16 protein-coding genes are annotated in these 23,063 nt (G+C 73.5%); 3 read left to right on the forward strand and 13 right to left on the reverse strand.

Annotation, left to right across the window (positions count from 1 at the left end; genetic code table 11):
• Window positions 1-10 precede the first annotated feature (10 nt).
• The 12 genes from ABD335_RS30430 to ABD335_RS30485 form a co-directional block, all read right to left on the reverse strand.
• Window positions 11-4,744 carry a tetratricopeptide repeat protein gene (locus ABD335_RS30430; protein WP_344329329.1) on the reverse strand — a complete coding sequence of 1,578 codons (4,734 nt, stop codon included), beginning with the start codon at window positions 4,742-4,744 and terminating at the stop codon, window positions 11-13.
• A gap of 84 nt (window positions 4,745-4,828) precedes the next feature.
• Window positions 4,829-5,167 carry a trypco2 family protein gene (locus ABD335_RS30435; protein WP_344329331.1) on the reverse strand — a complete coding sequence of 113 codons (339 nt, stop codon included), beginning with the start codon at window positions 5,165-5,167 and terminating at the stop codon, window positions 4,829-4,831.
• 286 nt (window positions 5,168-5,453) lie between these two features.
• Window positions 5,454-6,824: a glutamine synthetase family protein gene (locus ABD335_RS30440; protein WP_344329332.1), complete on the reverse strand. Its 1,371-nt coding sequence runs from the start codon at window positions 6,822-6,824 to the stop codon at window positions 5,454-5,456.
• On the reverse strand, window positions 6,821-8,740 hold the full coding sequence (locus ABD335_RS30445; RefSeq protein ID WP_344329334.1) for an IucA/IucC family protein: 1,920 nt from the start codon (window positions 8,738-8,740) through the stop codon (window positions 6,821-6,823). Before ABD335_RS30445 ends, ABD335_RS30440 begins: the two co-directional genes overlap by 4 nt.
• On the reverse strand, window positions 8,737-10,182 hold the full coding sequence (locus ABD335_RS30450; RefSeq protein ID WP_344329336.1) for a lysine N(6)-hydroxylase/L-ornithine N(5)-oxygenase family protein: 1,446 nt from the start codon (window positions 10,180-10,182) through the stop codon (window positions 8,737-8,739). Before ABD335_RS30450 ends, ABD335_RS30445 begins: the two co-directional genes overlap by 4 nt.
• Window positions 10,179-12,011: an IucA/IucC family protein gene (locus ABD335_RS30455; protein ID WP_344329337.1), complete on the reverse strand. Its 1,833-nt coding sequence runs from the start codon at window positions 12,009-12,011 to the stop codon at window positions 10,179-10,181. The genes ABD335_RS30450 and ABD335_RS30455 overlap by 4 nt, the downstream gene beginning before the upstream one ends.
• On the reverse strand, window positions 12,008-13,597 hold the full coding sequence (locus ABD335_RS30460; RefSeq protein ID WP_344329338.1) for a pyridoxal phosphate-dependent decarboxylase family protein: 1,590 nt from the start codon (window positions 13,595-13,597) through the stop codon (window positions 12,008-12,010). The genes ABD335_RS30455 and ABD335_RS30460 overlap by 4 nt, the downstream gene beginning before the upstream one ends.
• Window positions 13,594-15,051, reverse strand: coding sequence for a diaminobutyrate--2-oxoglutarate transaminase (locus ABD335_RS30465; protein WP_344329340.1), 1,458 nt, complete (start codon window positions 15,049-15,051; stop codon window positions 13,594-13,596). The genes ABD335_RS30460 and ABD335_RS30465 overlap by 4 nt, the downstream gene beginning before the upstream one ends.
• A gap of 57 nt (window positions 15,052-15,108) precedes the next feature.
• Entirely contained in the window at window positions 15,109-16,401 is a 1,293-nt protein-coding gene (locus ABD335_RS30470) for a type III PLP-dependent enzyme domain-containing protein (RefSeq protein WP_344329341.1), read from the reverse strand.
• Window positions 16,402-17,023: 622 nt separating this feature from the next.
• The gene (locus ABD335_RS30475) at window positions 17,024-17,389 is read right to left on the reverse strand and encodes a hypothetical protein (RefSeq protein ID WP_344329343.1); all 366 of its coding nucleotides are present in this window, start codon (window positions 17,387-17,389) and stop codon (window positions 17,024-17,026) included.
• A 26-nt stretch (window positions 17,390-17,415) separates the two neighbouring features.
• On the reverse strand, window positions 17,416-18,153 hold the full coding sequence (locus ABD335_RS30480) for a hypothetical protein (RefSeq protein ID WP_344329344.1): 738 nt from the start codon (window positions 18,151-18,153) through the stop codon (window positions 17,416-17,418).
• Window positions 18,154-18,162: 9 nt separating this feature from the next.
• Entirely contained in the window at window positions 18,163-18,477 is a 315-nt protein-coding gene (locus tag ABD335_RS30485; protein WP_344329346.1) for a hypothetical protein, read from the reverse strand.
• Window positions 18,478-18,594: 117 nt separating this feature from the next.
• Here ABD335_RS30485 and ABD335_RS30490 point away from each other — a divergent pair, with 117 nt between their 5' ends.
• Complete coding sequence (locus tag ABD335_RS30490) at window positions 18,595-18,834, forward strand: hypothetical protein (protein WP_344329347.1); 240 nt, start codon at window positions 18,595-18,597, stop codon at window positions 18,832-18,834.
• A gap of 7 nt (window positions 18,835-18,841) precedes the next feature.
• Here ABD335_RS30490 and ABD335_RS30495 read toward each other — a convergent pair whose 3' ends face one another.
• On the reverse strand, window positions 18,842-19,063 hold the full coding sequence (locus ABD335_RS30495; RefSeq protein ID WP_344329348.1) for a hypothetical protein: 222 nt from the start codon (window positions 19,061-19,063) through the stop codon (window positions 18,842-18,844).
• Between the two features lie 341 nt (window positions 19,064-19,404).
• Here ABD335_RS30495 and gdhA point away from each other — a divergent pair, with 341 nt between their 5' ends.
• Together gdhA and ABD335_RS30505 are read left to right on the forward strand one after the other, a co-directional pair.
• Window positions 19,405-20,802: an NADP-specific glutamate dehydrogenase gene (gene gdhA, locus ABD335_RS30500; protein WP_425583788.1), complete on the forward strand. Its 1,398-nt coding sequence runs from the start codon at window positions 19,405-19,407 to the stop codon at window positions 20,800-20,802.
• 214 nt (window positions 20,803-21,016) lie between these two features.
• On the forward strand, window positions 21,017-23,053 hold the full coding sequence (locus ABD335_RS30505) for a TerD family protein (protein ID WP_344329407.1): 2,037 nt from the start codon (window positions 21,017-21,019) through the stop codon (window positions 23,051-23,053).
• Window positions 23,054-23,063: the final 10 nt, after the last annotated feature.

Below are 23,063 nucleotides of genomic sequence, written 5' to 3' on the forward strand. Positions count from 1 at the left end.
GCCGGTCCGGCTACCGCCGCAGCCGGTCGTGGGTGTCCCGCGCCTCGCGCAGGTACGGCGCGGTGGCGGCCGGCTCGTCCCGCGCGATCCGCCTCAGGAGAGCGACCGCCTCGGCCGACGCCTCCCTGGCCCGGTCCGAGCGGTCTCCGGTCAGGAGCCGGGCACGGGCGAACGCCGCGAGCGCGAGGGCGAGCACGTCCCGGTGGCCCCGCCGGTGCTCGCGCGCGAGCAGTCGGGCGAGAGCCAGGGCCTCCTCCGTGGCATCGGCCGCCTCCCGCGCCCGTCCGGCCTCGGCGAGGCGGAGGCCGTGACTCGCCAGCGACAGGGCCAGGGACGAGCGGAGGACGGGAAAGGCCCCGACGAGGCGGTGGTGGATGGCGACGGCCTCCCCGGCGGCGCGGAGCGCCTCCGGGTGCCGCTCCGGCACCGCCGCCAGATGCCACCCGAAGCACCCCAGCGCCTCGGCGAGCTGCATCTCGGCCCCGGGACCCGCACGGTCGGGGAGGGCACGGCAGAGGGCGACGGCTTTCTCCAGGAGCTCCGGAGCGCCGTCCTCGCCCAGCACGGCGGCGACCCTGCCGTACGTGGTGAGCGCCGCCGCCGTGGTGAGGTCGGGCGCCGCACCCGGGCCGGCCGCCGCCCGGCCGATGCCCACCGCCTCGGCGGCGGCCCCGAGAGCCGCCTCGCCGTCTCCCGCGTGGAGGAGCAGGACGGCCAGTTGGCACAGCGCCGAGGACAGCGAGGAGAGGGTCGTCCCGTGCGGGTCGGAGCCGGCCGCGTGAAGCGCCCGGAACTCGGCCTCGGCCTCCCGGGTCGGCGGCAGCGCGTCGGCGCGGCGACCGCACTGTACGAGGCGGTTTCCCAGAAGCATGGCCGCACGCGCCGCCGCGGACCGGGCGTCGTCGGTGCCTCGGTGATCCCGCACCTCGCGACGGAGGACGAACACCTCCTCGGCGGTCGCGAGGGCCTTCCCGCGCCGGTCCAGCAACCACAGCTGGTCGCCGTACTTCTCCAGGTACTCCGCGAGTCCGGCCCGGTGGCGGCCGGGATCGCCGTCCGCGAGCCGGCGGCCGACGGCCACGGCCTCCCGCGCCCGGCGGAGGGCCCGCTCGCGCTGTCCCGTGAACTGCAGCAGCACACCGGTGGAGGAGAGGACCATCGCCAGGTCGCTCTCGTACCGGCCGGGCGCGGACCTGACCAGGGCCCGCAGTCTGCGCACCGCCTCCGCCCCCGCCGGCGCCGCCTCCTCGAGCCGGTTCAGCAGGACGAGGCAGTGGTACTTGACCATCCAGTTCTTGGCGAGGGCGTCCGCGAAGGCACCGGCCCTGCCCCGTGCCAGCCTGCTGTTGATGGCGATGGACTCCTCGACGGTGCGCAGGGCGGACTCGAATTCCCCGGTCCGCCACAGGAGGCTGGAGAGGTTGTTGAGGCACCCGGCGAGACCGGGACGGTAGGCGTCCGGGGCGGCGTCGGCCAACGGCCGGTAGATCGACTCGGCCTCCTCCAGGGAGGCGCGCGCCTCGTCCGGCCGGTCGGTGCGCTCCTGGCAGAGGGAGAGGGTGACGAGGGCCACCGCGAGCTTGTCGCGGAACGCCCCCGGATGTGCCGCGTCCAGTTCCCGGTACGTCCGGACGGCTTCCTCGGCGGTCTCCAGGGCCCGTTCCCGCTCCTCATGGTCGAGCAGGCTGTTGGCCAGGGAGTTCAGGGCCAGGGCCAGGTCGGGGGTGTGGGCCGGGGGATGCGCGACGGCCAGGTCGCGGAACAGCTCCACCGACTCCTCGCCGGCGGCCAGTGCCTCGTCGTGCAGTCCCAGGCCCATCAGGTCGATGGCGAGGCTGTTGAGGGCGTGGGCGAGGTCGGCGCGGTACACCTCCGGACGGGCATCGGCCAGTCGGCGGCGGATGGCGACGGCCTCCCGGGCCGCCTCCAGCGCCCTGCTCCTCAGACCCATGAGGCGGGCGGCGGCCGAGAGGGTGGCGAGCGCCGCGGCCAGGCCGGGCCGGAACGCGTCGGGGTGCGCGGCGGCCAGATCGTCGTGGAGGGCGACGGCCTCCTCCGCCGCCGTCAGCGCCTCCTTCCGCAGGCCGCACTCCATCAGGTGGCCCGCCAGGCTCTGCAGGCCGTCGGCCAGGAGGGAGGTGGACTCCTCGTCGCGCCCGCACAGCTCGTACAGGTCCCGCCGGAGCTTCACGCACTCCTCGGTGGTCCGCAGGGCGGCCGTGTTGTCGCCGAGCTCGCTCTGGGCCCAGGCCAGTGAGGACAGCCCGCGCGAGAAGTGGCCGAGTGCCACCGGATCACCGGACCGGGCCTCCTCGCGGAGCAGTTCGACGGCCGTGAGGGCGGCCTGGAGCGCCTCCTTCCGCCGGCCGAGGGCGCTGTGGCACAGGACCGCGTTGTTGTGGCAGGCGCCCAGTTCGGCCCGGCGGCCCGGGAGGTGCGCGGGCAGCGCCCGCCACAGGTCGATGGCCTCCTGGTTCACCCGGAGGGATTCCTCGCGTTCCCCCATGCTCCCCAGGCGCTTGGACAGCTCCCGCAGGGCGACGGCGAGCCGCGCCCGCCCTTCCGGGACGTCGCCGGCCTGCTCGCGGTGGACCTCGACGATGCGCTTGTGGAGGCGGAGGGCCCAGGGGGCGAGGTTCTGCGTGCTCCTGGGGAGGCGCGCGGCCAGGCGTTCCAGGTCCGGCAGGGACGTGCCGGGGTCGTCGACGACCGCCCCGAGCGCGTCCAGCAGCGGCTCGGGCTCCTCCACCCGGGTGGCCACGTCGATCGCCGGGAGCGCCAGGACGTCGCGGTGGCGGACGCACCAGTCGGTCAGCTCCCTCCCGAGGACGCCGCGGGCGGCCGCCCGGGTGGCGAGGGTGAGGAACCGGGCGGCCTGGTCGGGGGTGGCCCCGGACAGGAGGCCGTCGGCGAGTTTCGGCTCCCTCACCAGACGTTCGCCGACGAAGCGCTCGGCCAGCCGGTCGGGCTGGAGGTCGCCCACGGGACGGCCGGCCGCGGGGGGAAGGACGGACCGGAGCCAGGAGAGCACCGAGTAGAGCCGGTCCTCGCTCTGACCCGCCAGACGGTGTACGCGTCGGATGAGCGCGTCGGCCTGGTCCTGGTCCCGCGGGCGCAGCACGACCATCGCCGCCACCGCGTTGAACAGGGCGTCCTCCGACAGGGCGGGTTGGCGCAGCCCGTGCGCGGCGGCGATCCGCACCCAGTGCGACCGTTCGTGGGCCAGCAGTCGCTCCTCCACGGCCGCGGTGCCGTCCCGGGGGTCGGCGGCGCGCGGGGCCGCGGTGCCGTCGGTGTCGGTGTCGTCGGTGTCGGAGGCGTCGAGGGAGGCGTTGAGGAGGTCCACCAGGGCGGTCATGTGCAGGGTGAGGGGGGAACCGAGGTGATCGCCGGGGCCGGGCGGGGACAGCCTGCCGGCGAGGGTCTCCCAGGGGTGGTGCTCCCACTCGGGAACGCCCTTCAGGGCCGAGGCGAACGCGCGGACGGCGCTGCGGTACGAGCGCCGCTGCGCAGCGGCGTCCGTCTCCAGGTCCGGCAGGGCGATCGTCAGCGCTCCGCTCATGAGGGTCGCGACCGGGAGGGACGGCTCGCGTCCCCGGAGGTCGTTCCACCAGCCGTCCGACCGGGCCAGGAGGACGACCTTGATCCGGGCACTCCGGTGCCGCACGGCGAACTCCAGCACGGCCGCGGTCTCCTCGACGCGGCTGTCGGCACCGTCGACCACCACGAGCAGCGGCATCGCGGGCGGCGGCATCCGGCGGACGTCGTCGGATCTTCCGGGGGCCGGCCAGAGGACCGCCCAGTCCTCCTCCCCCGAAGCCGGCCCGCGGGAGAACTCCAGGGCCAGACGGGTCTTTCCCCGGCCGCCGGGGGCGTGGATCAGGGCCACTCCCGGCCCGGGCCGCCGCGACCACTCGTGCAGGCGCGCCAGGTGCTCGTCGCGGCCGGCGAAGGGCACGACGCCGCGGGCGGGGTGGAGCAGCTCCATGATCGAGGCGGGACTCCGGTCCGGGCCGGTCCCGTGGTCCCGATCGGCGAGTCCGGCGTACTCGACGGGTTCGAGCACACGGGGGCCCGACGGCCCGTACCGGTCGAGGACGTCCTGGAAGCCGTCCGCCCGGAGCAGGACGGCGGCCGGCTCGGCCTCCAGCCGGGCGGGCAGGTGGCCCGGCAGCTCGGCGGTCACGACGCCCGTCAGGAGATCCCCGCAGAACACGGCCGCCCCGGACATGCCTCCCCACGGCGAGCCCTCGGCCGGGCGTGGAGGGGTGGTGTCGCAGTCGATCACATACGTACCGCCGACGAAGCCGTTGCCCGGGTTGATGGTGCCGAAGACCTGCGTGCTCTCTCCCGCGCGGTGCTCCGAGCGGGAGAAGCCCCACACGCGGCACTCCACGCGGACGCGCTCTCCGACGATGCGGCCCCAGCGGGGCCGCTCCGTCGCATCCGGCTCCGTCGCATCCGTCGTGGCGCTCCGCCGGCCGGGGTCCTCGACGTGGACCAGGGCCGCGTCGACGTACCGGCCGCCCCGCCGCTCCGGACCACGCGCGTCCGAGGCGCACGGCCCGCCGCGCCAGACGACCCGTCCCGAGTGCTCCGGGTCGTCCGGTGCCCTGCGCACGCGGACCGGTGAGCCCACCTCGTCCACGGCGTGGGCGGCGGTCAGGACGAGGCCCGGCAGGATCTCGTATCCGGACCCCCACGTTCCGGGGGTCTTCACCTGCACCACTCGACCGCTGTCCATCCCCGTCCCCTCCGTCGATCGGCGCCACGTCACCGCCCGGCCCCCGGCCTCCGGTGCCCGGGCGGACGGGAGGCCGTGCCGGCGTCAGCGCCTGCGGAAACGCCGCTCGTCGTCGGAGGACGGCTCGGGGGCGGGGGCGTCCTCCGCCGCCGAGACCAGTACGGGACCGCCGCCGGCGCGGCGAGGGGTGAGGGTGAGGGCCACGCGGTGACCGCGTCCCCGGGCCACGCCGCCCTCGGCGTCGGCCGCGAGGACCCATGCGCGGAAGCCGGACTTCCCCCGGACCTCCTGTCGGAGCTCGACCTGGAACTCCATCTCGATCGGTCCGACCTCGAAGGCGACGTCCCGGCCCGCGCCGCGGGAGGCCGCGTCCATCAGGCTGTCGCGCAGCGCGGCGACGGCTTCGGTGAGTTCGATCTCCACAAGGCCCCCCGTGATCCGACGGCGTGCTCGACGCCGTCCGCCCCCTCGACGCCCGCGCCCCCGCCGAACCGCTCCCCACCGATCGGCGACCGCACGGGGCGGACATGAGGCTCCCCACTGTAACGACCCTCCGTCGCGCCTGCCACACGTTCCGTGAACTTCCGTTCGGGCCCGTCCGGGGAGCGGGGTACCGGCGAGGCCGGGGACCGGGGCGAGGCTCCGCCCCGCGACCCCGTCCCACGGCCTCGCCTCACCTCGTCTCACCGCACCGCATCACCGCCCCGCCTCACAACCGCTCGAAGCCGCGCATCCGCTCCCAGTCCGTGACCGTCCGCTCGAAGGCCGCCAGCTCCGTGCGGGCCGCGCGGGCGTAGTGGGCGACGACCTCCTCACCGAAGAGCTTGGCGGCGATCTCGCTGGTCTCCCAGCGGTGCAGGGCCTCGGTGAGGGTGCCGGGCAGGCGGGGGACGGTGGTGTCGTCGAGGGCGTTGCCGGCGTGGGGGGACGGGAGGGGGAGGCGGTTGTCGATGCCGTACAGGCCCGCGGCCACGGCGGCGGCGACGGCCAGGTACGGGTTGGCGTCGCCGCCCGGCACCCGGTGCTCGATGCGCAGCGACGGACCCGAGCCGACCACCCGTATCGGGCAGGTGCGGTTGTCGTGTCCCCAGGCGATGCCCGTCGGGGCGAACGCGCCGGGCTGGAGGCGCTTGTAGGAGTTGACGTTGGGCGCCATCAGCAGGACGAGGTCGGGCAGGCAGGCGAGCTGCCCGGCGACGAAGTGGCGCATCGTCTCGGACATGCCGTCGTCCGCGCCGTCGTCGGCGAGGACGGGCGTGCCGTCCTCGTCGCGCAGGGAGAGGTGGACGTGGCAGGAGTTGCCCTCCCCCTCGTCGAACTTCGGCATGAAGGTGAGCGCGACGCCCTCCTCGGCGGCGATCTGCTTGGCGCCGTTCTTGAAGAAGACGTGGTTGTCGCAGGTGGCCATCGCCTCCGCGTAGCGGAAGACGATCTCGTACTGGCCCGGGTGGCACTCCGCGCGGGCCGTCTCCAGGACCAGCCCGGCGCGGACCATCTCGCGGCGGATGCGGCGGACGACGGGCTCGATCCCCTCCAGGCCCTGGAGGGAGTAGTCGACGTTGTAGCGGGTGGCGGGCCGCAGGCCGGTGTAGCGGCGTTCCCACGCCTCGCGGTAGGAGGCGGTGAAGGCGAGGAACTCCAGCTCGGTCCCGGCGTACGCGACGAGGCCGCGTTCGGCCAGCCGGTCGAGCTGGGCGCGCAGGATGCGGCGGGGCGCCACCTCCACCGGCGCCCCGCCGGGCCAGACGGCGTCGGCGACGACCAGCGCGGTGCCGCCGTCCCAGGGCAGGCGGGTGCGCAGGGTGGACGGGTCGGGGCGCAGGACGAAGTCGCCGAAGCCGCTGTTCCAGGCGTCGATGGCGTAGCCGGGGCCGGTGTCCATCTCGACGTCGGTGGACAGCAGGTACAGGCAGGCGCCGAAGCCCTGCCGGGCCGCCTCGTCGAGGAAGTGGGGGACGGACAGCCGGCTGCCCATCAGCCGGCCCTGGAGGTCGGGGACGGCGACGACGACCTCCTCGACGCGGCCCGCCCGGGCCTCGGCGCGCAGGTGTTCGTAGGGGTCGGTCATGTCCTCGGTCATGTCGGCTCCTCGCTGCTCTCGATGGTGGGGGGTGCGCCGGCCAGGGGGTTGACGACGGTGCCGTGGACGACGTCGAAGCCCTCGTCGCGTTCGGCACGGTCGTGGAAACCACCGCCCAGGAGCTGTTCGCGGTTGAGGGCCACCCGGTCGAAGACGGGCGCGAACAGTCCGAACTCCCCGAACCGGTCGGCGAGTTCGGGAAAGCGGGCGTGGTAACGGTCGACCTCGGCACGGACCATGCTCCAGAAGTCGCCCTCGGCAACGCCCAGATGCTCCTCCAGGAGGGGCGCGAAGAAGCGGAAGTGGCCCGCGAAGACGGCGCTCAGCAGCGAGTGCGCCAGCTCGTGCGCGGGCCAACGGAGCAGGACGGCGTTCGCGCGCTCCGAGAGCCCGGCGTACTCGGGGCGCTCGCCGGGAAGCAGGTTGACGTCCTCGGCGAAGTCCTTGAGCGCGACGCCGACCGGCGTCTCGGCGGCGTCGTAGAGGACGACGGTGTTCTCGCCGTGCGGGCAGTAGGCGACGCCGTAGCGGTAGAGGTAGTGCAGCAGGCCGGGCAGCAGGGCCGCCAGGAAGCGGGCCAGCCAGTCGCGCGGGGCCAGGGCGGAACGTTCCACCAGCTCGGCCACCAGGGCCCTCCCGTCCGAGCCGACCTTCAGCAGGGCGGCCATGGTGCGGGCCTTCTCGCCGTCGCGCAGCAGCGCGGTCACCGGTTCGCGCCACACCGCGCCCAGCAGCTCGTGGTAGCGGTACGGGGCGTCCCGCACCGACTCGTACAGCGGGTGGCGCACGGCCACGGACGCCACCTCGCCGAGCGGGTGGAAGCGCAGTTCGTCCCGCAGGTACGGGTCGGCGTCGCGGATCGCGTGGAGCCAGGCGCTGACGTCGGGCGCGGCCTTCGTCGGCTCGGTGGACAGCCCCCGCCACACCAGCGTGTTGCGGATGAGGAGGGGGACCTTGACGTTGCGGCGCCCGGGGTGGTCGAGGTTGGCGAGGGTGCGGATCGACTGGAGGGGCCGGTAGCGGTCCGGCCCCTCGCCGAGCGGGACGATCCGGCCGTCGGCGAGGTAGGGGGCGAAGAGCGTCTCGACGGCCTCGTCCCAGTGGAAGGGGTGGACCGGGAGCCAGACGAAGTCCCGCGCGCCGTACGGGGTCCGGGCGCGGGCGTCGGTCGGGGCGGTCGGGGCGTCGGTCGGGGCGGCGGTCAGGGCGTCGGCCAGGGCGGCGGTGAAGCGCTCGCGGGTGGCGGGGTCCAGCTCCTCGGCGAGGAGGGTCGCGTCGTCCAGGCCGGGCACGCCCGCGTACGACGCCAGGGAGGTGTGCACCGCCGCCCAGCGCAGCCGCACCTCGCCGGCGGCCTCGGGGGCGTAGGCGGCGGCGTCGGAGGCGGAGAACCCCAGCCGGCCCTTGTTGAGCACCATGCAGGGGTGGCCGTCCTGGTGGGCCTCCAGGTCCAGGTGGTCCAGGTCGGCGAGGGCGGCGGCGGGCAGGTCGCGGGCGAGGACCTCGGCCTGGGCGCGGCGGGTGGCGGTCAGCTCGCGCAGCGCCTCGGCGGTGGTGGGGCCGTCCCAGCCGAGCACCGGGCGGGCGTCGAGCAGCAGCCGCTCGGGGCCGGCCTCCTCGCCGTCGCCGGGCTCCGGGTGACGGCGGAGGGTGTCGGGGAGGAGGCGCCAGGTGCCGAAGGTGCCGCGGGCGGCGCGGAACGTCCAGTGGGCGCCGTCCCCCAACTCCAGCCGCCAGGTGCCGGGTTCGGGGCCGGGCACGGGGACGAGCAGCTCCTCGTACGCGAACTCCTCGACGGCCTTGACCAGCAGTCTCCGGCCCGCCTCCGCCCAGGCGTCGCGGAAGACGGCACAGGGGTCTTCACGGGGGACGCCGCGGGAGACGCCGTGGGAGACGCCGCGGGGGGCGGGGGTCATCGCGCGGCCTCCCCGGTCCGCGGCCCGGGCGCTCCGAAGGTCGTCCAGGCCACGTGTCGGGGGACCCTCACCACCGTCCGCCCGGCGGCGGAGTTGAGGATCGTCGCGGCCCGCCACGCGCCCAGGGTGAGGTCGGGGGTGCCCACGCCGTGGGTGTGCGTCTCGGCGTTCTGGACGTACAGCGTGCCGGTGACGGTCGCGTCGAGGGCGACGCGGTAGGCGCCGTCGACCCGGTAGCGGCCCTTGTCGTCCCAGTCGACCAGCTTCTCCAGGGGCTCCAGGAAGGCCGGGCGCACGGCCGCGTAGCCGGTGGCGGCCACGACCGCCGAGGTGCGGATCTCGAACTCCGTGCCCTGCTCGGCGTGGCGGCAGCCGAGGACGTAGCCGTCGCCGTCGGGGCGCGCGGCGGTGACCTCCACGCCGGGGTGGAGGTCGGCGCGCGGGCGCCCGCCGCCAATGGTCCGCTCGTACAGCTCGTCGTGGATGTCGGCGAGCGTCTCCTCGCTGACGCCCTTGTAGAGCTGCCACTGCGCGCGCACCAGCCGCTCGCGGGTGGCCTCGGGCAGGGAGCGGAAGTAGTGGAGGTAATCGGGGGTGAAGTGCTCCAGACCGATCTTGGAGTACTCCATGGGCGCGAACGCCGGGGTGCGCGCCAGCCAGCGCACGTACGGGCCGCCGCGCCCCTCGCCGTCCTGGTGCCGCACCAGGTCGAGCACCACCTCGGCACCGGACTGGCCCGCGCCGATCACCGTGACGTCGTCCCGCGCGGCCAGGGCGGTGCGGTGGGCGCGGTAGTCGGCGCTGTGCAGGACGCGCCCGGCGTGCGCGGGCGTGAGCAGCGGGCGCAGCGGCTCGGGGACGGTCGGGCCGGTGCCGACGCCCAGGACGACCCGGCGGGCCAGGACGCGCGCCTCGGTCCCGTCCGCCGACCGGTGCGCGACGGCGAACGCCTCGGCCCGCCCGTCCCACTCCACGGCGGTGACCTCGGCGTCGAAGCGGCACGACGGCAGGCGCTCGGCGACCCAGCGGCAGTAGTGGTCGTACTCGCGGCGCGGGATGTGGAAGCGCTCGGAGAAGAAGAACGGGAACAGCCGCTCGTGCTCGCGCAGGTAGTTCAGGAACGACCAGCGGCTGGTGGGGTCGGCCATGGTCACCAGGTCGGCCAGGAACGGGACTTGGAGGACCGTGCCCTCCAACAGCAGGCCCGGGTGCCAGGAGAAGGCCGGCCGGCGGTCGAGGAAGAGGGCGCTCAGCCCCGGTACGCCGTCGCAGAGGGCGGCCAGGGAGAGGTTGAACGGACCGATGCCGACGCCGAGCAGGTCGTACACGCCGTCGTGTACGGCGCCGCGTGCCGTGCCGTTCACGCCGTCGTTCGCGCCGTCGTTCGGGCTGCCGTTCACGCCGTCGTTCGCGCCGTGCGCCGGGGTGGGGCGATCGGTCACCGCTGTACCTCCGCGAGGGGGTTGGGAAGGTCGATGTAGACGGACTGGGTGTGGACGTCGCCGACCAGCTCGTCGAGTCCGTCCACGCAGGTCAGGAAGTTGCCCTTGCAGCGCAGGGCCGGCGCGTCCAGCAGCGGGTCCAGCAGGCCCTCGGCGCCGGGCTCGGCGGCGCGCAGCCGGTCCAGCGCGCCGCGCAGCACGCGCAGCAGCTCCTCCTCGTCGGCCAGGCCGTACGCGCCGAAGGCGCCCACCAGTCCGAGGAGGTTGTTGACGCCCAGGTAGTAGACGACGCGCTCGTCGACGAACGCGTCGTCGAAGACCAGCTCCACCCCCTCGGCCACCCCGGGCAGCAGCCGGTCCAGCTCGGCCGCGTGGGAGGCGGCCACGTAGTAGCCCTGGCTGTCGCGGTACCAGCCGGCGGCGGGCAGCCCGTCGCCGTCCAGGGCCACCAGGGTGTTCTGGTGGTGCGGCTCCAGGGCGATGCCGTAGCGGGCCCGGAGGCGGATCAGCGGGACGGCCAGCACGTCGAGGTAGCGGGTCAGCCACCGCGCGGACGCCTCGGCGCGGGAGACGCCCAGGGCACGGGCGGCGCGCTCCACGGCCGCGCAGAGCGGGGCGCGGTACGGCGGCGGGGAGCCGTCGCCCGGACCGGTGCGCTCGGCCACCAGCCCGGCCACGCACAGGGCGTCGCCGGTGCCGCCGCGGGAGGAGCCCCGGAAGGGGTTGTCGCGGATCGCCGTCTCCAGACCCGTCTCCGCGTCGCCGGTGCCCACCGACACCCAGGCGAAGTCCCGCAGGACGCCGAACTCCGGGTGCTCGGCGCGGAGCCAGGCCGCCGGGCCGGGCCGCCCGGTCCCGTCCTCGGGACCGGCCGCCAGCAGCCGGGCGGCCCGCACGCCCAGCCGCAGCTCGCCGCGGAGGTTGTTGCGGCGCGAGTTGGTGATCCGCATGCCGAGCGACAGCTTGAGCATCGCCGCCGCGTCCGGCCGGTGCACGGTCCGCACCGAGGACGTCGGGTGCCAGGCGGGACCGGCCGGGCCCAGCGGGCGCAGCAGCCCCGCGTCCAGCAGGGCGGCGACCTCCGGACGGGCGGCCACCTCGCGCGCCTGCCAGGGGTGGGCGGGCACCGGAACCCACCCCTCGGGCACGCCCACGTCCGTGGCGAGCGCGCGCAGCAGGTCCGCCACGGGACGGCCGTCCGCGCTCTCGCCGACGACCGCGTCCGGGTGCGCGGCGAACCAGTGCAGCGGGAAGGAGCCGCGCACCTCCGGCGAGTACGCGTCCAGTTCGGCCTCGGACGCCCCCTCGCGGCTCTTGGGCGCGGGGTGGAAGGGGTGGCCCAGCAGCAGCGCCTGCTCGGCGTCCAGGAACGGCGTCGGGCCCGTCGTGCCGGCGGGCTCCTCCCGGCGCCGGGCCAGGTGGACGGCGGTGCGGCGGGCGGAGTCCAGCACCCGGCCCACCGCGTCCACGCCCGTGTGGGGGAGACGCCCTCGGCCCAGGACGCTCTCCCGGACCAGCGCCGCCGCCACCAGCGCGACGTCGGCCGGGAGGCCGCCGCCCCGCTCGGAGGTGACGACGCGCGCCCTGCCGAAGCGGTGCCATCCCGTCGCCGACCGGTACCGCACCCGGACGCGCAGCGCCGTTCCGCCGAGGGGCAGGCGCAGGTACAGCACCCGCCCCGTGGGCGGGACCTCGGTGCCGGTCTCGCGGACGTACGCGCGCAGCAGCCGCTCCGTCGCGGCGGCGTCGGCGGCGCGCAGGACGTCGGGGTGGTCCAGCGGGTCGCCGGCGTGCGCGGACGGGTCCCCGGTCCACGGTTCGGGGCTCACGGCGCCTCCTCTTCCTCCGCCCGGCCCGCCGCGGCGACTGCGTCCAGCAGCCGTTCGACGTCGGCCGGGGTCGCGTACGGGTTGAGCAGGGTGAGCTTGAGGCGGACCCGGCCCGGTCCCTCGCCCGGCAGCTCGGTGCGGCCGACGACCGCGCGCCCCGCGCGCAGCAGCCTGCGCCGCAGCGCGGCGTTGATCCGGTCCACCCGCCCGGGGTCCTCGGGGCCCGACGCCGGCAGGTAGCGGAAGAGGAAGGCCGTCAGGACGGGGTCGTGGTGCAGCTCCAGCCGCGGGTGGGCCCGCACCGCCGCGGCCCCGGCCAGCGCCAGGTCGTGGCAGGCGTCCACCAGACGGCCCAGGCCCGCGCGCCCCAGCGCGCGGAGGGTGACGGCCATGGGGAACGCGTCCGCGCGCCGGGTGGTGCGCAGTGACAGACCCAGCAGGCTGGGGTAGCCGGCCTCCTCGTCGTCGCGCGGGTTGAGGTAGGCCGCGCGCCGGGCCAGGGAGGCGTACGTCTCCGCGCGCCGCACCAGGAACGCGCCCGCCGCGACGGGCTGCCAGCCCAGCTTGTGCCAGTCCAGGGAGACCGAGTCGGCCAGCTCGACGCCGTCCAGCAGCGGGGCGAGCCGGTCCGACAGCAGCGCGCCGCCGCCGTAGGCCGCGTCCACGTGCAGCCAGGCGCCGGCCTCGGCCGCCGCCTCCGCGCAGGCGCGCAGCGGGTCGACCGCGCCGGTGTCGGTGGTCCCGGCGGTGGCGACCACGGCGACCGGCAGCTCGCCGCCGTCCACACACCGTTTCAGGGCGCCGGCCAGGGCGTCCGGGTCCATGCGCAGCCCGTGGTCGACGGCGACGGGCACCACCGCGTCCTCGCCCAGGCCCAGCAGGGCCGCCGCCCGCCGGACGGAGAAGTGCGCGGCGGCGGAGGCGAACACGCGCGGACGCGGCCCGCTCCGGGGCACGCCGCCCAGCTCGACCCGCCGCCCGGACGCGCGGCCCAGCACCCGGTCGCGGGCCAGCATCAGGCCCATCAGGTTGGACTCGGTGCCGCCGGAGGTCGGCACCCCGGCGGCCTCGTCGCCGTACCCCACCAGGCGGGCCAGTTCGTCCAGCAGCAGCGTCTCCAGCTCGGTGGCGGCCGGGGCCTGGTCCCAGGAGTCCTGGGAGGGGTTGAGCGCGGAGACCGCCAGGTCGGCGGCGACGGCGACGGCCAGCGGCGGGCAGTGGAGGTGCGCGGCGCAGGACGGGTCGGCCGGGTCGGCGCCGCCGTACGCCAGCAGCTTTGTCAGCCGGTGCAGCGCCTCCCCGCCGGAGGCCGCCGCGAACTCCTCGGCGACGTGCGCGGCCAACTCGCCGGGCGTGGTGGCGGGGACGGGTCCGCCGCGCCGCCCGGCGCCCTCGGCGAGGGCCGCCAGCACGGTGCGCAGCAGCGGCTCCAGGGCGGCCGGCCCGGCCGTACCGCCGGACAGGGCGGGCGCGCCGGACGCGCCGGGGGGCTCGTCCGCGGCGCCGCGCGCCGTCGGGAGACGGGCCGCTCCCGTCCCGCGGACTTCCGGCCCGTGGGCTCCCGGCCCGTGGACGCGGCTCGTCATGCCGGCCATCCGGCGCCCCGGCGCCCCGCGCTCCGCCGGACGACGCCCCCGCGGGCGGCCTCCCGGCCGCCGGTCACCGCGTCGATCGCGTCGGCCAGCCGGTCCAGGACGGCCTCGACCTCCTCGTCGCCGATCACCAGCGGCGGCAGCAGCCGCACCGTCGAGTCGTACCGTCCGCCCAACTCCACGATCAATCCCCGCTCCAGGCACGCCGCCCGCACCCGGTCCGCCGTCCCCGGCGCGGGGGGACGGGCCCCGCAGGCGTCGGGCGCGCCCTCCGGATCGACCAGTTCCACGCCGATCATCAGGCCCCGCCCGCGCACGTCGCCGATCGCGGGCAGCTCGGCGCGGAGCGCGTCCAGCCGGGCCGTCATCCGCGCGCCGACCTCGGCGGCCCGCTCCGCCAGGCCCTCGCGCGCCACGTACCGCAGGGTCGCCGCGCCGGCCGCCATGGCCAGGGTGTTGCCGCGGAAGGTGCCGGTGTGCGCGCCGGGCGACCAGCGGTCGTACTCCTCGCGGTAGACGATCACCGCCAGCGGCAGACTGCCGCCGATCGCCTTCGACAGCACCATCACGTCCGGCACGATCCCGCTGTGCTCGACCGCCCAGAACGCGCCCGTGCGCCCCACCCCGGTCTGCACCTCGTCCACGATCAGCGGAATTCCGCGCTCGGCGGTGATCCGCCGCATCGCGCGCAGCCACCCGTCCGGGGCGGGCACCACGCCGCCCTCGCCCTGCACCGCCTCCAGGATCATCGCGGCGGGCGGCACCACGCCCCCGTTCGGATCGTCCAGCAGCCGCTCGGTGTACGCGGCCGACAGCTCCGCCCCGCGCTCGCCGCCCACCCCGAACGGGCAGCGGTAGGCGTACGGGTACGGCAGCCGCGTCACGTCGGCGGCGATCCCGGACACCGGACGCTTGACGGCCACCCCGCCGGAGACGGCCAGCGCGCCGGCCGTCATCCCGTGGTAGGCGCCGGTGAAGGCCAGCAGACCGTGCCGTCCGGTGGCGGTCTGCGCCAGCTTCAGCGCCGCCTCCACCGCGTCCGTCCCGGCGGGCCCGCAGAAGTGGACGCGGGCCCGCTCGGCGAACACGGGCGGCAACGTGGCGAACAAGGCGTCGGTGAACTCGTCCTTCTCCGGCGTCGCCAGGTCCAGCACGTGCAGCGGGGCCCCGCTCTCCACGGTGCGCTTCACGGCCTCGATCACCACGGGATGGTTGTGGCCCAGGGCGAGGGTGCCCGCGCCGGAGAGACAGTCGAGATAGCGGCGCCCGTCGGCGCCCTCGATCGTCGTGCCGTACGCGCGGGCCGGGACGACGGGGAAGGAGCGGGCGTAGGTGCGGGCCGAGGACTCCCGCGCCCGCTGACGCCGCAGGATGGCGTCGGCCGCGACGGCGGGCGGTGTCGGAGCCGGCGTGGGGGCCGGCGTGGGGGACGTGGTGGACACGGTCATGGCGTGACGCTCCGTCAGGAGGTGGCGTCGGTACGGCCGCGGCCGTACCGGGGGCGGTCAGAGCAGATGGCGTTCCGCGACGGGGTGGCCGAGGAAGCTGTGCATCGCGAACTCCCAGCCGTAGGAGCCCGCGTAGGGGAAAACGACCAGATCGCCCGCGCGGACGCGGTCCACCCGGACATCGCGCACCAACGTGTCCTCGGGCGTGCACAGTTCGCCGACGACCGTCACCCGCGCGTCGGCCGCCTCGGGGCGCGGCAGGCCCTCGGGCCAGCGCTCGACGGGCAGCACGGCGATGTTGTGCACCAGATCCCAGGAGGTGGGGAGCTGGAAGTGGTTGATGCCGCCGCGCAGCACCACGAAGACCGCGCCGTAGCTGTGCTTGACGTCGGTCACCTCGGCCGCGTACCAGCCGCAGTCGGCGACCAGGAAACGTCCCGGCTCCAGGACCACCCGCACCCCGGGCGGCGGCTCCACCCGCCCGGCCAGCTCCCCGAAGCGGGCGACGTCGAACGACTCCTCGCCCGCGAGCTCCTCGAACGCCACGCCTATGCCGCCGCCGATGTCGACGTGGCGCAGCTCGACGCCGTGCTCGCGGGCGGCCCGCACGCTCCACTCCACGCACCACCGCAGGTAGGCGGCCTGGGAGTCGGCGTCGAGGTTGTTGGACGCGGCGTGGATGTGGAAGCCGGTCACGTCCAGCCCCGGCAGCCGCAGCGCCTCGCGCAGCACCTCGGGGACGTCGGGCTCGGGGACGCCGAACTGCGACGGCGCGCCGCCCATGCGCAGCGAACCGGTGACGGGGATGTCGGCGGGGTTGACGCGCAGCGCCACCCGGGCGGTGGTCCCCTCGGCGACGGCGATCCGGCTGATGCGGTGGAGCTCCAGCGGGCTCTCGGCGTTGATCGCCTCGACCCCGGCCCGCACCAGGGCGGTCAGGACGGGCACGGACTTCGCGGGCCCGGCGGCGACGACGGGGACGGGACCGCCGGGCGCGGGGGCTGCGGAGGACGCGGGGGAGCCGCCCTCGCCCTTCTCCCGGAGGGCGGCCAGCGCCAGCTCCAACTCGGCCCGCGACGCGACCTCGAAGCCGTCCACGTGCGGGGCCAGCGCCCTGACCACGCCGGGGAAGGAGTTGGCCTTCACCGCGTAGTGGACGGCCGCCCACTCCGGCAGCGCCGCGCGCAGCGCGCGTGCGCGCCCGGCGGCGACCTCCCCGTCGTACAGGTAGGCGGAGACGGGCTCCCGCCCCTCCGCCAGTTCCAGGAGCCTGCGGCGGAGCCGCTCGGGGAGCACCCGGGCCGGGTAGGCGGAGCGCGGGGCGGCGGAGGGCGGGAGAACGACGGACACGGGCTTCCACCTCGGGCGGGTCGGTTGTCCAGGTACGCGTCACAGGGCCGCCCAACGGGCCGCCGGTTGGTTAGGTGAACCTAACCTAGATTCTTCCCGGGTTTCTTTCCAAGAGCGCCTCACCGGCCGGCGGCATCGCTCGAACGTCTGTCCTGGAGGTGTACGAGCTTCCCCCAGGGTGCGGGAGCCAGGGGGCGGCATGAGGCGAACAGCGGTGCCCCTGTGAACAGGACGGTTTAGTCGGGAAAACGGATGTCGACGGGGGCCTTGAGACTCCGTGGCCTGTCCCGTTCCCGAGGGACGAGTCTCTCGATACGAGCATCGGCAGCACCGGCGAGGAATCCTCTCCGGCCGACTCGATCTCGACCGTCGGCCGTGGCGTGATCCACTCCGTGCCGCTCGTCCACCCAGTCGTATCCGGGTGGCTGGATTCCGTGTCGTGCGTCGTCGTTGCGGCCGGGACGAGTCGACACAACCCGGGGTGAGGTCATCCGGGGCACGCAGACGCGAATTGCCTCGTGCATGTCGGAAAAATCACCCCAAGCGCAGTGGAAGTGTCCCGCGAACGCCTGGGAGCTCGCCCTCCCCTGCCTGTCGTTGCGTCCTTCCGGAAGCGAAGGGGTCAGCGGCGACCTCCTGACTCCCGGTTCTCTCGCTCGATTTCTTGACGTTGGACCTCGAGGAAGCGTCGGGCTTCGGACTTTTGCTTCTCGCGTTCCTCCGGCGTCATCCTCTCCCATGATTCTCTGAAGGTTCGAACCTTTTCTCCCAGAGCTTCCGCGTAAGCAGGCACACGCATGGCTTCACTCAGTCCCACTCGGCCGGAAAGGATCTCTCTGGCCATCTCCTGAAGTACGCTTCCTGCGCCTCCCTGCGCCAGCTGCTGCAGTTGTTTGCGCAGTGCGCGGGCTTGAACGCGATCGCGGTTTTCGTTCTGGAACTCGAGATCGTCCACCTCGGGTTCGGGGCGCCCGTTTTCCTGGGGCACTCTGAAACCTCTTTTTCGTTGTGGCTTTATTGAACCAGAGGGTTGTCATACGCGCGGCCGGGAAGTGGGAAGTCGTGCAGCTTTCCCGCCAGCTCGCCACCGACCGTTTCCATGCTTCCCATGGCGCTGTTGACGATGATCTGACCTTTGTTGATCAGTTTGGTGGCATTGCTCCACATTTCGATGATTCTCAAGATTTCGAAGGCGGCCAACCCGTACCCGACGGCCGCGCCCCATCCGGTCCAAGTGGTCATCGTGCCGGCGGCGGCAGCGATCGCTGCCGTGGCGGCAGCATCACCGATCTGGGCGAGAATCGCACCGACTGCTTCGGCTGTGGACCATACGCCGTGTGAGACCACGCCATATTTATCGCTCAGGATTTTCAGATCGGACTGCAGATCTTCGCACCGATCGGCCAGGTTCTTGAAGTAGACGAACGCGGAGTCCGCCCCGTTTCCGTCCCAGGTGGCGTCGAGTTCTCGATTCCCTGCGTGAACATTATCGGCGATGTCGGCGCACATCTTGCCGATGTTTTCCCATAGTTGGGCACACTTCGCATACGCCTCCCAATCCCCCGCGAAATACTCTTTCGCCTTGTCCAAGGGATTGAATCCTGTGGACGCTGCAATGATTTCATTCATCCAGTAAGTCGGGCTGATGAGATCGCCCGCCTTGTTCAGTACTTCGAGGGGGCTCTTGAACTCTTCCGGAGTTTCAGGTGGCTTGAGATGGGTGGTGGGCTCGGCGACGTCTTTAAAGCTCATGGTGGTGTCTCAGCGTTTCGCCGGCGGCAGGAGGGCGTCCATCCTGGCAGCCTCTTCCAGATCGGTCTTGCGATAGTACTCCGCCGATCTGTCCAGCTCCCTGGAGGAAGCGTCCAGGAGGGAGTGAAGTCGGTTTAGAACCCTCTCCACGTTTCCTTTCAAGGTTCCATGGAAATCAAAGGGCCTGGTAAAGAGACCTTGGGATCCCGGAGGGATGTCTCCGTATCGGTTAAGATATTCTTTGCCCTCCCGGGCGTCCTCTTTGGCGCGAGCGACCATTTTCCCGTAATCCTCCAGATCGCCCGGATCGACTCTAAAAGTCATGACTCTCCGTGTGTCTTTGACTGTTTTAGTGGGGCTTCCGGCGCTAGGATGACCCTCATGTCTGCCACTCGGGGTCAGAAAGCCCGTCATACAGACCGGAAGGACGATCCCAACCGCTTGATCTACAACACGGGGTTGGCCGCTGGGATCCTCTTCTCCCTGGGGTTCCTTGCCGCTCTGCTCGGTGCCGCTTTCACAGGGGACTTCACCTTCGGCGGCCTTCTGGTGACCGCGCTGGCCTTGGTGAGCGCCGGGCTGGGTGTCGTGGGTTGGCGGCGACGGCAGGTCACTTTCAGCTGGGGAGCTCTTGGGTGCCTGCTGGCTGCCATGGCATTGAGTCGAGTCGTCGCCGGCTGATCCGTGACTACTGTGTGAGCAATTGGTAAACGGCCCCACCGATGATGACCGCGGTCAAGAACGTGTAGAAGATCAGTTTGCGTTTTCGATCTCGTGCTGCGCCCTCGGGGGTGTCCCGCTCATGGGCAAGGGCGCTGCGCAGCATGTCGCGTCGTTCCCTCGGCGTTGCAGACGACCAACGTCGTCGCATCTCCTCACGAGTCACCGGAGTGCTTTGCGCGTCTTCCACGCCGGGATGCTAGCCCTGCCCTCCTCCGGCGGTCCACTGTCCGCTTGCCGATCGTCGCGGAGAGTGAACACATCGATCGGCGCGACTGGCTGGGAAGGTTCCGTGGCTGCGTCGGCTCGGCCTGGGATGAGTCTCGTGCGCAACGGACATCCCGGACACCCCGCGGCTCCGTCCGTGGCTCACCGTCACCGTTCGGACGCCGACCGTACGGGCGACGGCGTGCGGTGGGGACGGGGTTTCGGCCGGGGACGCCCCCCCGGGGGGAAGTCGCGGCGGAAGCGTGTCACGCTGGAAGTCCGCACGTCGACGTTGACGCCGAGCACCTTCGGGTGCTCGGCGTCATGCGTTTGTACGGGTCTCGCGGGGGACAGCGGGACGGCGGACCCAAGGAGCCGCACCTTCAAGGAGAACGCGTGATCGAGAAGCTCTACGACCGGATACTGCACCGCAACCCCGGTGAGAAGGAGTTCCACCAGGCCGTCTGGGAGGTTCTGGAGTCACTGGAGCCGGTCTTCGCCCGACGCCCCGAGCTGCTGGACGAATCCCTCGTCGAGCGGCTGTGCGAGCCGGAGCGGCAGATCATCTTCCGTGTCCCCTGGACCGACGACGCCGGGCGGACGCACGTCAACCGCGGTTTCCGGGTGGAATTCAACAGCGCCCTCGGCCCGTACAAGGGCGGTCTGCGCTTCCACCCGTCCGTCAACCTGGGGATCATCAAGTTCCTCGGCTTCGAGCAGACGTTCAAGAACGCCCTGACCGGCATGCCGATCGGCGGCGGCAAGGGCGGCAGCGACTTCGACCCCAAGGGGAAGTCGGACGCCGAGGTCATGCGCTTCTGCCAGTCCTTCATGACCGAGCTGTACCGCCATCTGGGTGAGTACACGGACATCCCGGCGGGCGACATCGGGGTGGGCGCGCGGGAGATCGGCTACCTCTTCGGCCAGTACCGCCGGATCACCAACCGCTGGGAGGCCGGCGTCCTGACCGGCAAGGGCGTCCTGTGGGGCGGCTCGCAGGCCCGCGCCGAGGCCACCGGCTACGGCCTGGTCGTCTTCACCGCCGAGATGCTCAAGACGCGCGGCGAGGAGCTGGACGGCAAGCGCGTGGTGGTCTCGGGCTCCGGCAACGTTGCCATCTACGCCATGGAGAAGGCGAGCCAGCTCGGCGCCGTGCCGATCGCCTGCTCCGACTCCGGCGGCTACGTGGTGAACGAGAAGGGCATCGACCTGGAGCTGCTGAAGCAGGTCAAGCTGACCGAGCGCGGGCGGCTGTCGGAGTACGCCGAGCGGAGCGGGGCGCGCTTCGTCCCCGGCGGCCGGGTCTGGGAGGTGCCGTGCGAGGTGGCCCTGCCGTCGGCCACCCAGAACGAGCTGGACGAGGACGACGCCGTGCGCCTGGTCCGCAACGGTGTGCAGGCGGTCGGCGAGGGCGCGAACATGCCCACCACGCCGAGCGGCATCAAGGTGCTGCGCGAGGCCGACGTGCTGTTCGGCCCGGGCAAGGCCGCCAACGCGGGCGGCGTGGCCACCAGCGCGCTGGAGATGCAGCAGAACGCCTCGCGCGACTCCTGGACCTTCGAGCACACCGAGGCCCGGCTGACCGAGATCATGCGGCACATCCACCACCTCTGCCACACCACGGCCGAGCGCTACGGCCGTCCCGGCGACTACGTGGCGGGCGCCAACATCGCGGGCTTCGAGCTCGTGGAGGAGGCCATGGTGGCGCAGGGCCTCATCTGACGCCGATCCGGACGGGACCACCCGACGGCCCGGCCCGGGCACCACGCCCGGGCCGGGCCGTCCTCCGTACCACTTGCCCGGTTCACCCCCGAAACGCGTTTTCCAGGGTTAAGGTTCGTCTTGCACGCGTGAAGTGTGCACTCAGTCAACCGACATCAAGTGGTCGTTCGCCGGTGCCCTGGCGCGACCGCGTACCGGGGGGCGCATGCACGAGATGATCAAGGGCGCCAACGTCGACCTGGCGAGCCTGAGCGAGGACGTCGACTCCGTGGCCTTGGGGCTGAGCTGGAGCAGCGCCACGGGCGACGGGGACGCGGACGTCTCCGTCCTGCTGCTGGGCGCCGACGGAAAGGTGCGCGGGGACGCGGACTTCTTCTTCTACAACAACCCGGCCGCGGTCGACGGCAGTGTGCAGCTCCTGGGCAAGACACCGACGGCCGACGGCAGTGAGGACCGGATCAGCCTCGACCTGACCGCGATCCCGCCCGACGTCGAGCGCATCGTCGTCGGGGCCAGCCGCTACGGGGGCGCCCGGTTCGGCGAGCTGGACGGTCTGCGGATGACGCTCGCCGACCGCGCCGGCGAGGTCCTGCTCGGGTTCTCCATCGAGGACGCCGGGGTGGAGAGCGCTTTCATCTTCGGGGAGATCTACCGGCGGGGCGGGGGCTGGAGGTTCCGGGCCGTCGGGCAGGGTTACGAGACGGGCCTGGCGGGCCTGGCGACGGACTTCGGCCTCGACGTCGAGGACGACGCCGAGGCGGAGACGGCGGCTCCGGTGCTGGAAGCGACGCCGGAGCCGGGGCCGGAGCCGGGGTCGGACGGGGCGCCGGAGACCGAGAAGCCTGCCGAGCCGCTGCCCGCCGTCCCCCGGCAACCGGACCGCCGGACGCCGGCGGAGGAGCCGTCGCCCGCTCCGGCCCGGCGTCCTCGCACGGCCCGGAAGAAGGTCACGCTGCCCAGGGTCGCCAGGAAGTCCCTGGCCGAGAACGACTCCTGGCGGCAGGCCCGCCTCTTCCCCGTCTCCTCGCTGAAGAGCGACCGGGAGCGCGAGACGCGGGCGACCTCCATCCTGCTGTCGGTGATGGCCCAGGTACCGGAGTTCGGACGCCGCCTCACCGCCGCCTTCGGGGCTCCGGCGGGGCGGATGGAGACGTTCACGGAGGTGTCGCTGCCGCACGGGGACTCCCCGAAGCGTCCGGACGGCGTGATCAGGGTCGAGCGCGCGGGCAAGCTCTGGACGGCCCTGGTGGAGACCAAGACCAACGGCAACCCGCTCAAGGCCGAACAGGTTCAGGACTACATGGACATCGCCGCTCGACGCGGCTACGAGGCCGTGATCACCCTCTCCAACGACGTGGCCCTGGAGGGCAGCCCTCTCGTCGACGTCAGGATCGACCGGCGCCGCAAGCACAAGGTGGCCCTGCGGCACCTGTCCTGGGCCGAGGTGGCGCACCAGGCCCAGATGCTGATCCGCCACGAGGGCGTCGGCAACGCCGCCCACGCGTGGCTTCTCCAGGAACTCCTGCACTACCTCCGGCACGAGAACTCCGGGTGCCACGGCTTCCAGAACATGGGACCGGCCTGGGTGCCGGTGCGCAACGCCATCGACACCGAGACGCTCTGCCAGGGCGACGAACGGGCGCTGGAGGTCGTCGAGAGCTGGGAACGGCTCGTCCGCCAGGTCTGCCTGCGGCTCGGCGGAGAACTCGGCCGGAAGGTCCTGCCCGTCCAGCGCGCCCGGCGCGGCACGGACCCGCACTCCCGCCGTGCCGCGCTCGCCGACCGGCTCTGCCGGGACGGCCGCCTGTACGCGGAACTGCGCGTCGAGGGCACGCCCGGCATCCTCGCCATCACCGCCGACCTGCGCACCGGTCGGCTGCGCACGTCCATCGAGATCCCCGCCCCCGAGCAGGGCTACCCCCTCGCCTGGGCCAAGCGCCTGGTCCGGCAGCTCGCCGAAGCGCCCGCCGACCTGCACGTCGAGACCCTCGTCGAGGGCCAGGGGGGCGGGCCGCGCGGCACCCTGGAACGGCTGCGGCCCGAGCCGGGCGACATCCTGCCGAAGGACGGTGCCCGGATCACCGGCTTCCGGCTGTCCCTCCTCAAGGGCATGGGCAGTACCCGCGGCAACGCCGAGACGGGGTTCATCCGCAGCGTCGACGACGCCGTGCACCGCTTCCACGCCGGCGTCGTCGCGCACCTGGAGCGCCGCCCGTCCCGCCGATCGGGGGCCGAAACCCCCACGGGATGAACCCGAGAGC

The sequence above is a fragment of the Streptomyces macrosporus genome (genome assembly GCF_039533145.1).
In the GTDB taxonomy this organism is placed as follows: domain Bacteria; phylum Actinomycetota; class Actinomycetes; order Streptomycetales; family Streptomycetaceae; genus Streptomyces; species Streptomyces macrosporus.